The organism is Variovorax sp. LARHSF232, from assembly GCF_052871435.1.
Window position 1 is genome coordinate 337,437 of the sequence record NZ_JBIXJS010000005.1, and the last position, 13,764, is coordinate 351,200.

Below are 13,764 nucleotides of genomic sequence, written 5' to 3' on the forward strand. Positions count from 1 at the left end.
CCGCTTTTATGCGCTCGCGCCAGGCGCGATCTCGCCCAGGTCATTCTGATCGGGGAGCGCATCGATCGCTGCCTTGGCCTTAGTTGGCGCAGCCCGTCCCGGCGCATTTTCCGCTTTTAGTCCGAGCGGCAATTCGATTCCCGAAGCAGGGTGTCGGCAATCAGTCTTTCTCAGCCTAGACCTTCCTTCCTCGGTCGGCTCTCACCGGCCAGGAGGAGCATCGGTGATCGGGCGGGCCCCAGTAGCGCGCGGAGTTGTCTCTCTAGACTCGTAGTCCCTTTACGAAGGAGAGCTCGAATGACGTACTTCACAGGAATCGATGTGTCGCTGCGCTCCGTCTCGATTTGCATCGTGGATGAGCGTGGCGAGGTGTGCCACGAAGCCAAGACGGCCGCACAGCCGGCGGCGATTGCCCAGTGCTTGAACAGCTTCAACGCCGATGTGAAGTCAGTGGGCTTGGAGGCGGAAACGCTCACCCAATACCTTACGTACGGCCTGCAGGCGGCCGGTTTCGAAGTGATCTGCATGGAAGCCCGGCAGGTCAAAAACACGTTGGCTGCCATGCGCAACAAGACCGATCGCAACGACGCCCGTGGCATCGCGCAGATCCTGCGCACCGGCTGGTATAGCCGTGTGCACATCAAGAGCATGCATAGCCACCGCGTGCGGGCACTGCTGGCCAGCCGCAAGGCGATCCTCAAGAAGTGCGTTGATCTGGAGAACGAGTTGCGCGGATTGCTTCGCGTGTTCGGTGTCTGTCTGCCACCGCGCGTGGGGCACGGCAGCTTCGATGGCGAAGTTCGTCAGACCTTTGCAGAGGACGAGATGCTCGCATGTGCGCTCAACCCTCTTCTGGACGCCCGAACGATGCTCTACAAGACCTACCTGAAGCTCGACAACGCCATCAAGGCGCTGGTGAAGGCCGATCCGGTATGCAAGCTGCTGATGTCGGTGCCTGGCGTCGGCCCAGTGACTGCCTTGTCGTTCAAGGCGGGCGTGGACGATCCGAGCCGTTTCAAGTCCTCCCGCACCGTGGCTGCGCACTTCGGACTCACGCCAGGCGCTTCCAGTCCGGCGAGAGCGACAACCCCGGCCATATCTCGCGCGCCGGTGACGCAGACGTTCGCTCGGCACTTTATGTGGCGGCGCACTCGCTACTCACGCGCAACGAGCAGTGGTCGTCACTGAAAGCCTGGGGTATGCGGCTGGCCAAGACGCGAGGTCACCGGCGCGCGGTGATCGCGGTGGCACGCAAGCTCGCCATCATCCTGCACCGCATGTGGACCGATGGCACGGTGTTCCGCTGGGGGGCTCAGGAGGTAGCTGTCTGAGCGCCGACCAGAAACCAAGAAGCATCAATGGTTGTTGTGACGAGATTCGTTGAGGTGTGGACGATGGTCCGGATGAAGCCGCAAATGTCTGCTGCGCATCAAAGCGCGCCCAAAAGCGTGGCTCTCCGCTCCGTCTGACCAATGCGTGCAGCGCCGGACTGAAACGCCCCGGCCCCGACTGCGTAGAGAAGCGCGAACTGCACCGAGACGATTCCAGCACAATGCCCACGACACGGAGATAGCCCGCTGTTGACAAACGGGCCCGATCAGAGAAGCAGATCATCGGTTTCATCAAGCAGGCGGTCGTGCGACAGCTACCAGTTTTCCGTGATTGTTTCTGATTGTTAACCGACATACGCTCTGGTCAACTCAGGACGTGTCGCCCATGTTTCCAATCACTTCGAATCTTGCCCGCTCACAGTCTGCCGGCCTTCGCCGCCTGGCTCGCGGGGCCTTCCTGATGGGCCTGTTGGCCGTTCTGGCTTCCTGTGGGGGTGGCTCGGACGGCGGGAGCAGCCCTCCGATCTCTGCCGCTTCGTCTGTTTCCCCTGTTTCACCCACTGCGCCAGAGCCACCCGCGGCGACCCACGCGATCGGCGGCATCATCTCCGGCCTGAGCGGCTCGGGCCTCGTGCTGCAGAACAACGCGGGCGACGATCTGCATCAGGCCGCAGACGGCAGCTTCCGTTTCGCCACGGCCCTGCCCGGTGGTGCGGCCTATGCCGTGACGGTGAAGGCCCAGCCTTCCAGTCCGGCCCAGACCTGCACCGTCAACAACGGCAGTGGAACCATTGCCAGCGCCGAAGTGGACAACGTGAAGGTCATCTGCGCGACCAACAGCTATCTCGTCGGCGGCACCGTCTCCGGCCTGGGCGGCTCTGGCCTGCTGCTGCAGAACAACGGCGCGGACGATCTCGCCGTGGCCGCCGATGGCTCGTTTGTTTTTGCGCAGCCGGTGGCCAGCGGTGCGGCGTATGCCGTCACCGTCAAGACGCAACCCGGCGCCCCCGCGCAGACGTGCTCCGTCAGCCGCGCCAGCGGCACCGTGAGCGCGAGCGCGGTGAGCGATCTTACGGTGATGTGCTCGACGCGCAGCTTCACCGTGAGCGGGACAGTGAGCGGCCTCGTTGGCAGCGGTTTGGCTCTGCGGAACAACGCGGGCGACGATCTTGCCGTCGCCGCCAATGGTGCGTTCAGCTTTTCCGTGCCGGTGGCCAGCGGCGCCGATTACGGCGTGACGGTGAAGACGCAGCCCAGTGCACTCCAGGTGTGCATTGCGCGCCAAGCATTCGGCACGGTGACCACGGGACCGATTGCCTCGGTGACGGTTGCTTGCACAGTGCCAGGCATCGACCGCTTTGCCTTCACGGCCAACGAGGGCTCCGACACCCTGACGCGTTACACCGTGGCTGCGGACGGCCAATTGAGCAACGCAACATCATTTGCCGCAGGCGATACGCCGCAACACGTCTCGGTCCACCCTGAAGGAAAGAGTGTCTACGTTGCCAATATCTTGGGCGGGACCGTCACACAGTACAGTATCGACGCCGCAGGCGCGCTGACCCGGCTACCAGAGGTCACTGCCAATGTCGGCTCGTACCCGCTCTTCGTGGGCATCGAACCGAAGGGACGCTTTGCCTACGTGGTCGGTAATGGCGCAATCCACCGCTTCGGCATTGATGCGACGGGCAACCTCGTCAACGGCGCCACCTTCCCCGGTGCCGTCGGCTCGCGCAAGATCAGCTTCGATCCAGAAGGGCGCTTCGCCTTCGCGCCCAACAACGGGTCGATCGGCGTGTACCTGCTGGACCAAGCCACCGGGGATCCGACCCTGGCGCCTGCATCGGTCGCTCAGCCCTTGCTGCAAGACATCGTGATTGAGCCCACCGGCCGCTTCGCCTACGTTGACAGCATCAGCGGAACCGGCGGCGCCGGCACCTTGTCGGCATACGCGATCAATGCCGCGACTGGCGCCTTGACACTCATCGGCTCGGTGCCCACCGGCGTCACCCCATTCAGCTTGACGGTCGATCCAACCGGCCGCTTCGTCTATGTGGTGAACCGCAGCAGCAACAGTGTCTCCGCCTATGCCATCGAACCGCGCACGGGTGCGCTCACAGCGGTGCCGGGCCAGCCGTTTGCGACCGGAAACGTGCCCGACTCCGTGACCGTGGACCGCACGGGCCGCTTTGCCTACACGGCCAACCAAGGCGACAACACGATCACCTTCTTCACGATCGACAGGGCCACCGGCGCGCTCGGCACGGGCGTCAACTTCCCGGCCTTAGGCAACAGGCCACAGTTCCTCGCGCTCACGAGATAGACGGCGCGCATCTCAGTACCTCACGCGCGGTGTTGCCGGCCGCGCGGCGTGCATCGAAGGCGCGCCGCCTACGACCTCGAGCGCCTCGACCTCGAGGCCGAAACCAGCCTGGACGGCCAGGCGCAGGCGCTCGCGGCGCGGGTGCTGGCGGGACTGCGCAAGCCCGCCGCGGCGAAGGAGGCGGGACTGGTCGGCTTCCACATGCTCGACCCGGGCGCCGACCCCGCTCCCCTGGTCTACAGCTTCACGCTGTTCGAGCGCGGCGCACAAGCGAACCTGCTGCGCGTTCAAGCCGACAACATCGACCAGCCCTTCGACGTGAACCAGGGCGCGCGGCTGGACCTCGGCTCCACGGCCAAGCTGCGCACCCTGGTGAGCTACCTGGAACTCGTCGCCGAGCTGCACGCGAGCTGGGCCGATCTGAGCCCCACCGAGCTGTCGGCACTGGCGGTGAGCCCGCGCGACCCGCTGGGCGCTTGGGCGCGGCAGCACCTGCTGCGCGCCAAGGACCGCAACCTCGCGCCGATGCTCGAGGCGTCCATGGAGCGCCGGTACTCAGCAAGCCCGGCGGAGGCCTTCTTCACCGGCGGCGGCCTGCATCAGTTCGAGAACTTCGAGCGCTCGCGCAACAGCAGCTCGATGACGGTGCGGGAGGGTTTCAAGCATTCGGTCAACCTGGTGTTTATCCGCCTGATGCGCGACCTGGTGCGTCACCGGATGTTCGGCGGTGAGTCGAATGCCGAGCGCCTGCTGAGGGATCGTGCCGATCCGGGCCGGCGCGAAATGCTCGCTCGCTTTGCCGACCGCGAAGGCTCAGCCTTCCTTGTCCGCTTCTATCGCAAGTACCAGGGCAAGTCGGCCGCGGACGCCGAAGCGCTGCTGCTGCGCGGCGTGAGGCCAATGGCGCCGCGCCTGGCGAGTGTGCTGTTCACCATCGAGCCCGAAGCCAGCGAGGCGCAGCTGGACGAATTGCTGACCCGACAACTCGGCCAGGGCGCCGGCTCGCCGCGCGCACTGCGGGCAATGCGGAACACCTACAGCGCCCTGTCGCTCGCCGATCGCGGCTATGTCGCACGCGTGCACCCGCTCGAGCTCTGGTTGGTGGGCTTCTTGCGGCGTCACCCGGGCGCGACATTGACCGACGTGCTGGACGCCAGCGCGCGCGAACGCGAGGAGACCTACGCCTGGCTCTTCAAGACGCGCCACAAAAACGCGCAGGACAAGCGCATCCGCGAACTGATCGAACTCGACGCCTTCGCGCAGATTCATCGTTCGTGGCGGCGACTGGGGTATCCGTTCGCATCGCTCACGCCCTCCTACGCAAGCGCAATCGGCGCCTCGGGCGACCGGCCGGCCGCGTTGGCGGACTTGATGGGCATCATCGCTAGCGACGGCGCACGGCTGCCGACGCAACGGGTCGGCGCGCTGCACTTCGCCCGCGACACGCCCTACGAGACGCGGCTCGAGCCGCGCAACGCGGCGGCCGAGCAGCTGCTGCCCGCCGAAGTGGCCGCGACGGTGCGCCGCGCGCTCGTCGAGGTGGTGAACGATGGCACTGCCCGGCGCCTCGAGGGGGCGCTCACCGACGCGAGCGGCCGCTCAATCGAGATCGGCGGCAAGACCGGCACGGGCGATCACCGCTACGAGGTCATCGGCCGCGGCGGGCGGGTAGTATCGGAGCGCAAGATCACCCGCACCGCCACCTTCGTGTTCATGATCGGCGATCGTTACTTCGGCACCATCATGGTCTACGCGCGCGAACCCTATGCCGCACGCTACCGGTTCACGAGCGCGCTGCCGGTGCAGTTGCTGAAATCGCTTGGCCCGCAGCTGCTGCCAGTGCTCCGGCGCGGCGGGTGTACGGAGGGTTGATAGCTCGCTGCGCAGCGCCCATGCTCGTCGTTTCAGGTGCTTGCGCTGCTCGGCGGTGGGCTGCGGCGCTTCTGTCGCATTGCGGCTATCCGGTTGCTCCGGGCTGACCCTGCTCTGCAAGAGACCCGGGTGATAGCGTTGCCCGCAAGTGCGCGCCCAGAGGGCCGCAATGCCCTGCGCGCCCGAGGAACGTTTCTCGACCGAGATCATGGCGAGCCGAGTGGCCGCCACCAACGCAGAATGACAACATGCACACTGATCAATTGGTCCATGTGCCCGATCGACATCCAGCTGGTGGTGCTGGGATCGACTCGAGTCTTGGCCCGCCTCTGGCTGATCGATTCCTCATGAGCAAGGTCGCATATGCAGCGAAAGCCGAAGGTGGCGATGCACGGCAAGCCGACCGCTACTCGGCGGACAGCGGTCGGTCCAACGACAGCAGAACTTGAACCGCGGACAGGTTTTCCTGCGCGACAAGCCGGGGGAGTGGCAGCACCGCGGCTGATGCGCTTCGGCATATTGCACGGCTGCCGCCGATGGTGCACGCTCTACGCCATGAAACGCCGGACGGTCCTGGGCACTGCCTGCGCGCTTGCATTGGCGCAGAACAGTCCGCATGCGGACGCGGCCGACAAGGTGCTGCGCCTGGGGTGGGTGACTGCGCAGGAGGCCGCCAGCCTTACGCCGATGGTCACGGCGCTGCGCGCCTCGCTGGCCAGGCTGGGCTATGTCGAAGGAAAGAACGTCTCCATCGCGTTTAGATATGGCGACGGCTCCGCCGATCGTGTGCCTGAAATGGTCGCGGAACTTGAGCGCCTGCCCGTTGACATCTTGCTCGTGCAAGGCGGCCCGGCGTTGACCGTCGTGGCCGGCATCCCGGTATCCGTTCCTGTGGCCTATGTCTACAGCGGCGACCCTGTCTCGGCCGGATTTGCGAAGAGCCTCGCGTATCCCGAATCAAATATGACCGGCCTGACGCTGCTGGCGGCCGAGATGAATGGCAAGCTACTGGAGATCCTGCGCGAGATACTTCCGGCGGTGCGCGATGTGGCCATCGTGGCCAACCCCGAACACCCCGGTTTCAATCTCGAGCGCGACTACACCGAGGGCGCGGCAAGGCAGCTTGGCATGCGGACCGAATACTTTCCCGCGCGAACGCGCGACGAGTTGACGTCGTCGCTTCAAGCGATGGCCGATTCGCCGGCGCGGGCCCTGGCGATCTTCAGCGACAGCTTCGCGGTGTCCAACCGGCGGCAGATCCTCGATTTCGCGATTGCGCGAAAGATGCCGGTCATGACGGGCTGGCCGATCTTCGCGGACAGCGGTGCGCTTTGCACCTACGGGCCGCGCCTCGTGGACTCGTACGCACGGCTCGCCTCGTATGTCGACCGAATCGCCAAGGGTGCAAAACCGGCAGACTTGCCGATCGAGCGGCCCACCACTTTCGAGTTGGTGCTGAACGTGAAGACCGCCAACGCGATAGGCCTCAAGCTACCGCAGTCTCTGCTGGCGCGGGCCAATCGCCTCGTCAGTTGAGTTCCTCTACCAAGGCCCAAGGACTGTATAGGAGCGGACCCGCGGGACTTGACAGCGGCTGTCGCGTTAGACGGCCGCGCAGCGGTTGCTGCCTCTCGCGGCCCGGTTGCCTGACTGAGGCTGAGACCCAGGTTGCAGTCATTCGGTGCGGCAAGAGGCAGCATCGATGACCGGTTTCAAAGTTGTGCCGAGCCATACGTCGAAGTCCGACCGAACGGCCGCAATCCTGGCCGTCGGAATGGTAGTCCGGGCCCGTTGCTGTCAGCCCGCTTTGAGCGAAGCGGCCCCCTCCCGGATCTTGGGGTCGGCTTGGAGCGGGTGCTTTCCAATGAGCGCTCGCTAGCTTCCCATCAATGCAATTGGCTCCGACCCAGCGCGGGACCATTTCTCGCACGTCGCACCACACGCGTTCGACGCCGTCGCACATCCGGAGTGCGCCGTCCCCAGACACTCGATGCTGCCCCACGTCTCGCCGGTTAGGCTCGAAGTGCAAGGACCAGGAGTCGCTCCCAGTCAGCTGACGAGTGCCGATCCTTCCGAACTCCGGGGCGGCGCGGGCTTGGCATCCGAAGCTTGGCGCGCGCGTCCAGTTCGTAAGCGGCTGCTCTACGTAGGAGACGCATGCTCAAAAAGGCAGGCGGAAATCGGGAAAAATTCACAGATGGCACGCTAGGACGGCACTGCTTAAATCACACTTCGACACTCACTTCTTCAGGCCTCAGAATTACAGATCCTCGGCGCCGTGGCAGGTCGAGACAAGCCACAGATAGCATGCGATGACGAGCGCATTGCAAAGGCTCCTTCTGCCAGTTTACTGGCGCAGCACACCGTTGAAAGGTACGCATTGAGCACCCCTCTTAGGCGCGAATTGGAAGAGATATATAAGCGCTACGGCTTTGAAGTCGCAAAACTATACGACCCAGAAGGCGTTATCGTATTCACTCTGAAGACTGGCTATTTTGACAACGCCGACATAGTACCTCTTAGCGAAGAGGCCCAAACAGAGAAAGCATTTAACGACTTCTCGGCCGCCGGCTTTGCGTGCACGGTTCGAAACTACCTCACAGCCAAACAGACCGAGCATGAGCTGTTCAAGGGCTTCTTCTCTGTATCATCCATCCTAGATCGCCTAGGGAGAGATTACTCCCAATTTACCAGCAGCATTGTTCGCCCATTCGCGGACGACGCCAAGTACACGTATATAAATGCACCCTACAGCGTCAACGGAAAGAAAGGAGAGCTATCTCCTGCCGAGGAAGTTGTTTCGCGGCTAGGCGCAAACAAGCCAATGCTTTTCCTGATTGAAGCAGCAGCAGGATTTGGAAAGACGTGTACCGCATATGAAATTGTCCACCTTCTAATACGCAACGCCGACTACTTGCCGCTATTCTCCGAGCTTTCTCGCAACAGGAAGGCTCCCATCTTCAGATACGTTTTGCTTGACGAGATAGACAGGAAATTTCCAACACTTAGTTCGCGGTTAGTACAGACCGAGATGGTCAAAGGTCGAGTTCTCACGATACTTGATGGCTTTGACGAACTACTGCGCAAAGCAGACGACACAGACGAGTTTGACAAGCAAGAGCCAATGTTAGAGACGATTGGGCAATTCCTGACTGGAAGCGCGAAGATCGTTCTCACAACGAGACGGACCGTATTGTTTGAAGGCGATGCGTTCCATACATGGGCCGCAAATCACGCTGACAACTTTGAGCTAGTCCGCATCAGAATTGGAGAGCCGTCCATTTCCGACTGGCTGCCAGAAGACCGCCTCAGCGCCATAAACGCTACCACACTCAACATAAAAAATGGCCTGTCAAATCCAGTCCTGCTTTCATATCTGAGATGCATTCCCAAGGATAAGTTTGATGCGGTGGTTCAATCACCACAGGACCTTGTGGAGAGGTACTTTAGCTTCTTACTCGAGCGCGAACAGGTCCGCCAAGATTTAAAGATGAGTGTTGACACCCAAAAGTCAATACTAGCCCTAATAGCAGGAGATATGATCTCCCGAGGCTACACGTCGGAGCAACGTGACTACATCGTCGAATTAGTACTAAGGTCATGCCTGCAAGAACTCGAAGCTTCTCTGACTCTGTATCCGGCCGCAGAACGCCCTGATAGAGAGTTTCTTGCGAACAAGATCGCCAGCCACGCGCTGCTAGATCGAAGCAACAAGGAAGAGAGCAAAATCGGCTTCATAAACGAATTCGTCTTGGGCTATTTTGTCTCATCTAATATCTTGCGCCAACCGGACTGGTTGAACGACGACCTAAGATTTCTTGAGCCGGCGGTGACATCCTATGGACCTCGAACCCGTGAGGACAAGACCGCACTCCTTGATCGAATCCGAACGTCGCTCGAATTCGCCTCGATCTCCTACCGAATAGATTTTACCGCCAAGTTAAGCGGCGCAGTGGACTTCCCGCTTTCCTCCGACGAGGCCGAAGGACTGGATTTGGATGATGTCAATCTGGGATCCCTGCCTATAACTGATTTTCAGTTTAATGATTGCACCTTCAGGAATTGTCAGTTCACCCTGTCATCTATGGCAAATGTCACATTTCTGAATTGCAAGTTCTACGGGTCCAATGTCGCCGTCGGTACGTCAGACAGCAAGATTTATCTTCTGGGAGAGTCAGGTGATACCGCATTCCTTCGCGAGGCAATCCAGGCCAGCGCAGTAGAGCCAGCGCAACAGAAAGATCATCCGCAGCTACTCGAGCGACATGTTCTTGAGAAATTTTGGCCTATCGGTCGAGAGAAACTGATGCACAAACATCGGCCAATTTCAGGAATTTGTACAGCAAGCGGAGATTACAAGCCGAACGAAATTTTTGAGGCAGTAGTTCGCCTCAAGAAGAGTGGACTTCTTCTTCAGCCCAACAATACATCGTTTGTTGAACTGAACTTCGACCGCCTACCCGAGATTCGGCAAATTCTCGGGAGACCGTGATGCGGAGCAATTTTAGGCATATTGCGGAGGATCTGCGCCGCCAAGTTGAGGACTCTCTTTTTAGTCTCGGCCTTCTGGCCAGAGTCTTTGCCAGAGGCAAGGATCCCGTTTCGCTGAGTGAAAAATTGCGGCGCGAGCCGGATAAATATAGTATCGGCGGGAAACTCGTTCAGGACTCCATTGGAGTTAGAGTTGCTCTTTATTTTTCCGAAGACATTCCGCTTGTAAAGTCAATCCTAGAAGCGAAATACCATCTTGATCTCCCATCATCTACCATTGATACGCCAGAACGCGACCAGTTCTCAGTCACACGATACAACTTGGTTTTCAAGTTGCCTGAAGATTTCATAGGCAACTTTCAACGCGCGGCGGCGGACGGGCCTCTTGATACTTGCTTCGAGGTGCAATTGCGAAGCATTCTCTCCGAGGGATGGCACGAGGTTGAACATGACCTCCGCTATAAGGCCAAGGAGAGTTGGCAGGAGCATGATGACTTGAGCAGAGCTCTGAACGGGGTCGTCGCAACACTGGAGACTTCAGAATGGAGTATGGGCAGGATATTTGACGAACTCGCGTACCGACACTACAAACGCAAGAACTGGTCTGCAATGCTCCCCAATCTGATAAAGATTCGGATGCGAGGGCAGGTATCCGATGAGTTAACTCGGGTGTTGAATTCAGATGCCGCCGCCGCAAAGGATCTTATTCGGGTCGATCGATCCAAGCTCATAAAGTGCATGTTTGCTGCCCGTCCACGCGTCCCCGTGACCATGGAGAATTTGATCTACTTTTGGAACGCGATTGGTCCACAACACGCTTCACTAACAGCGCTTACGCCGGCATTGGTGTCTGAGTCTGCAAGTTCAATACGTCGCTGATGTTGGCTTTCGGACGCGAGAACGTCGTTAGCGGCTACCGCAAAGAAACGGGGTTGCGCGTTCGACCGCCCCAGATGGCGCAACTGCCGAACCAGGTCATAGCCGTGCGCCCAGGCAAGCCGATGTCACTGACCAAGACCTGTGACCACGCCTGCTCGGCCAACTGCGGCTTCGATCAACGTGCTTGCGGCGCGCCCGCAGGGTTGAACGCCTTGACGGGGCCTCGCTGCGGAGGCTATGCGGCGGGAGGAGCCCGTTCAAGCCGGCGCGCATTGACTTTCGAGTTCCGGCCACCGCCGGACGTACGCGATAGGGACTGGACGCGGCCCAGTACCTGTCGCTTGCCACCGGCAACTCCGTTGCTCACCGGCGCCCCATACCCTCTTGGAGACATCATGAAGCTCTTCGAAGTCTTCGACAGCTACAAGGCGCTGCCACGCGTCTCGGTCTACTACTGCATTGGACGTTGCCCGGACGGTTCGGCCGTGATGGTTTTTAAGCACGAAGAATTGACTCCCCAGGGCGATGCATTAGTCCACCGCTCGAAGGTCAGCGAGTGGAAGGGCCTGAGCACTCACGCGACCTCGCGCTGCTGGGTGGACGAACTGAACGCTGGAGTGAAAGTTGCCCGGTTGGGCATTCGCCACGGGGCTGGCAAGTTTTCGGCGCGGCCCGACATGATTGGCCGGGTGACTCGTTGGGACGGCGAGCACTTCGAGGTGGTCTTCCGCCCCGAGGTCGGGCATGGCACGACAAACGCGCAGACCTAGAACCGAGCGGATTAAGCGGCCTTCAACGTCCGCTTCAGGCAAACACGACCGTCCGCTTCGAGCCCGATCCTGTCCCCCCATTGCGAGGCGTGAGCGACCGCAATCAGTCTAGGTCGGTAGTAGCCTGCGGACGTGCGCCCGATGGGTCATGGCCGTTCGCGGCACGCCGCCCAGCCATTCGATAGATCGAACGAATCCCGCGCTAGGACACCGCCCCACAGGGCAGCGCGCAAGCCTGAACGGGATCTGAGGCGGGTGCGGGCGACTGCTGCGCCCGCTGGCGGGTGGCGATCCAGTAGGCCACGAGTGGATGGCCCTGCAGCCGCTGCGGCTCGCCCGCAGCCCGTTCGTATGCGTCCGGTAATCCCATCTTGAATCGGGGCCTCGCGACGTGAAGGATCGTGTCCACTCAAAAATAGGTGGACATGATGACAAGCGACAAGTCTGCATCGGGATCTGGATCGAGGCGGCGCTATACCGCAGAGATGCAGGCGCAGGTGCTGTCGGAATGCGATGCGCCCGGCGCCTCGGTCGCCAAGGTGGCGATGGCACACGGCATCAATGCGAACGTCGTGCACCGGTGGCGACAACTCGCCCGCGAAGGACGGCCTGCGGTGCCGGCGGGCAGCGGTGAGTTCGTGCCGGTGTCGCTGCCGGCCGTGTCGACATCCACGAACACGAGCGACATCCAGATCCAGTTGCGCCGCGGCACGACCTCGATGACGATCACATGGCCGGTGTCAGCGGTTGCCGACTTCGCGGGCTGGATGCGCGAATTGCTGCGGTGATTCGCGTGGACGCGGTGTGGCTGGCCATCGAGCCGCTGGACATGCGTGCCGGCACCGAAGCAGCACTGGTGCGCGTCGTCAACGTCTTCGGCTCAGCTCGGCCGCACCACGCCTACCTGTTTGCCAATCGGCGCGCCAACCGCATGAAGGTGCTCGTGCACGATGGCATCGGCGTATGGCTCGCAGCGCGGCGCTTGAACAGCGGCAAGTTCGTCTGGCCCAAGGACAGCGGCTCGACGCTGGCACTGACCCATGCGCAGCTCAATGCCCTCGTTCTGGGGCTGCCCTGGCAGCGCGTCGGCGAGGCCGGGATCATCACAGTGCTGTAGAACGAGGGGCCGTGGATCGCGCAATTGCCGGATGTGCCGATGCGCGTCGGCCGATGGCCCGGCACGATCACTGTCCGTGATCGCCAACGAGAACATCGACTCGCTGAATCCGGAGCAACTGCGCCAGGTTCTGCGCGCGCTGCAAGCGGAGGTGGCACTCAAGGACGAGATCAGAGAGGAAAAGTCCAAACCGATCGCCGATGCTTTGCAACAGTGGTTGACGCAGCAGCGGCAAAAGGTGCCCGACGGGTCGGAGACCGCCAAGGCGATCGACTACAGCCTGAAACGATGGGAGGCGCTGACGCGCTACATCACTAACGGCGACTTGCCCATCGACAACAACTGGGTTGAAAACCAGATCCGGCCCATTGCCATCGGACGCTCGAACTGGCTGTTTGCTGGCTCATTGCGAGCGGGCAAGCGCGCCGCTGCGGTCATGAGTCTCGTGCATTCCGCGCGACTGAACGCGCATGACCCGTACGCCTACTTGAAGGACGTGCTCGAGCGACTGCCTACTCAGCCTGCGAGTCGCATCCAGGATCTGTTGCCGCATCGCTGGCGGCCTGCCGCAATCTGATTACATCTCCGCCCGTCAAGACGCGTCAGCGGACGCATACTGAGACGGGAACATAGGAGCCGAAGAAATGACACATGAAGCCATGAAACTCAATCAACGCCCAATACCGGAAGCCGCGCTACGCGATGGCGACGCAGTGGAAATGCTACGCGTGTGGATCGCTGAGCAACGCCTTCATTGCTCCATGAAGATTGGCATGTACCGGGAGACGACGAACATCCCGGAAGAGAAGGCTTGGGGAACGATACTCGCAGATTCCGCGAGACATGTCGCCAACGCGCTGGAGGCGGGATCCACATCAAACGCCTCTGAGTCGCTTCAGAAAATTCGAGACGCCTTTATTCGGGAACTCGGCGCCCCGACTTCCGAGGTAACAGGCGACTTCGTTCTGAGGCATTAATAGT

At 61.2% G+C, this 13,764-nt stretch carries 9 protein-coding genes and 2 pseudogenes; all 11 read left to right on the forward strand.

Features of this window, described 5'->3' with window-relative positions; genetic code table 11:
• The first annotated feature begins 297 nt into the window (after nucleotides 1-297).
• Nucleotides 298-1,331: pseudogene (locus ACIPRI_RS15805) on the forward strand (IS110 family transposase).
• A 631-nt stretch (nucleotides 1,332-1,962) separates the two neighbouring features.
• The gene (locus ACIPRI_RS15810; protein WP_446622395.1) at nucleotides 1,963-3,654 is read left to right on the forward strand and encodes a lactonase family protein; all 1,692 of its coding nucleotides are present in this window, start codon (nucleotides 1,963-1,965) and stop codon (nucleotides 3,652-3,654) included.
• Nucleotides 3,655-3,702: 48 nt separating this feature from the next.
• On the forward strand, nucleotides 3,703-5,526 hold the full coding sequence (locus tag ACIPRI_RS15815) for a hypothetical protein (protein WP_446622396.1): 1,824 nt from the start codon (nucleotides 3,703-3,705) through the stop codon (nucleotides 5,524-5,526).
• 504 nt (nucleotides 5,527-6,030) lie between these two features.
• Nucleotides 6,031-7,062 (forward strand): ABC transporter substrate-binding protein, encoded by a 1,032-nt coding sequence (locus ACIPRI_RS15820; RefSeq protein ID WP_446622397.1) that lies wholly within the window; start codon nucleotides 6,031-6,033, stop codon nucleotides 7,060-7,062.
• A 742-nt stretch (nucleotides 7,063-7,804) separates the two neighbouring features.
• On the forward strand, nucleotides 7,805-10,018 hold the full coding sequence (locus tag ACIPRI_RS15825) for a hypothetical protein (RefSeq protein WP_446622398.1): 2,214 nt from the start codon (nucleotides 7,805-7,807) through the stop codon (nucleotides 10,016-10,018).
• Nucleotides 10,018-10,896, forward strand: a complete 879-nt coding sequence (locus ACIPRI_RS15830; RefSeq protein WP_446622399.1) for a hypothetical protein — start codon at nucleotides 10,018-10,020, stop codon at nucleotides 10,894-10,896. The genes ACIPRI_RS15825 and ACIPRI_RS15830 overlap by 1 nt, the downstream gene beginning before the upstream one ends.
• A 395-nt stretch (nucleotides 10,897-11,291) precedes the next feature.
• On the forward strand, nucleotides 11,292-11,666 hold the full coding sequence (locus ACIPRI_RS15835; RefSeq protein ID WP_446622400.1) for a hypothetical protein: 375 nt from the start codon (nucleotides 11,292-11,294) through the stop codon (nucleotides 11,664-11,666).
• Nucleotides 11,667-12,091: 425 nt separating this feature from the next.
• The gene (gene tnpA, locus ACIPRI_RS15840; protein WP_446622401.1) at nucleotides 12,092-12,454 is read left to right on the forward strand and encodes an IS66-like element accessory protein TnpA; all 363 of its coding nucleotides are present in this window, start codon (nucleotides 12,092-12,094) and stop codon (nucleotides 12,452-12,454) included.
• On the forward strand, nucleotides 12,451-12,783 hold the full coding sequence (gene tnpB, locus ACIPRI_RS15845; RefSeq protein ID WP_446622402.1) for an IS66 family insertion sequence element accessory protein TnpB: 333 nt from the start codon (nucleotides 12,451-12,453) through the stop codon (nucleotides 12,781-12,783). Before tnpA ends, tnpB begins: the two co-directional genes overlap by 4 nt.
• A gap of 130 nt (nucleotides 12,784-12,913) precedes the next feature.
• Nucleotides 12,914-13,360, forward strand: a pseudogene (locus ACIPRI_RS15850) (IS66 family transposase); the annotation flags it as partial.
• Nucleotides 13,361-13,427: 67 nt separating this feature from the next.
• Entirely contained in the window at nucleotides 13,428-13,760 is a 333-nt protein-coding gene (locus ACIPRI_RS15855) for a DUF5076 domain-containing protein (RefSeq protein WP_446622403.1), read from the forward strand.
• Nucleotides 13,761-13,764 lie beyond the last annotated feature (4 nt).

Bases quoted from the DNA above. Each gene is read 5' to 3' on its own strand.
- ACIPRI_RS15855 (WP_446622403.1), top strand. From the start codon at position 13,428: ATGACACATGAAGCCATGAAACTCAATCAACGCCCAATACCGGAAGCC.
- ACIPRI_RS15830 (WP_446622399.1), top strand. From the start codon at position 10,018: ATGCGGAGCAATTTTAGGCATATTGCGGAGGATCTGCGCCGCCAAGTT.
- ACIPRI_RS15820 (WP_446622397.1), top strand. From the start codon at position 6,031: ATGCGCTTCGGCATATTGCACGGCTGCCGCCGATGGTGCACGCTCTAC.
- tnpA (WP_446622401.1), top strand. From the start codon at position 12,092: ATGATGACAAGCGACAAGTCTGCATCGGGATCTGGATCGAGGCGGCGC.
- ACIPRI_RS15835 (WP_446622400.1), top strand. From the start codon at position 11,292: ATGAAGCTCTTCGAAGTCTTCGACAGCTACAAGGCGCTGCCACGCGTC.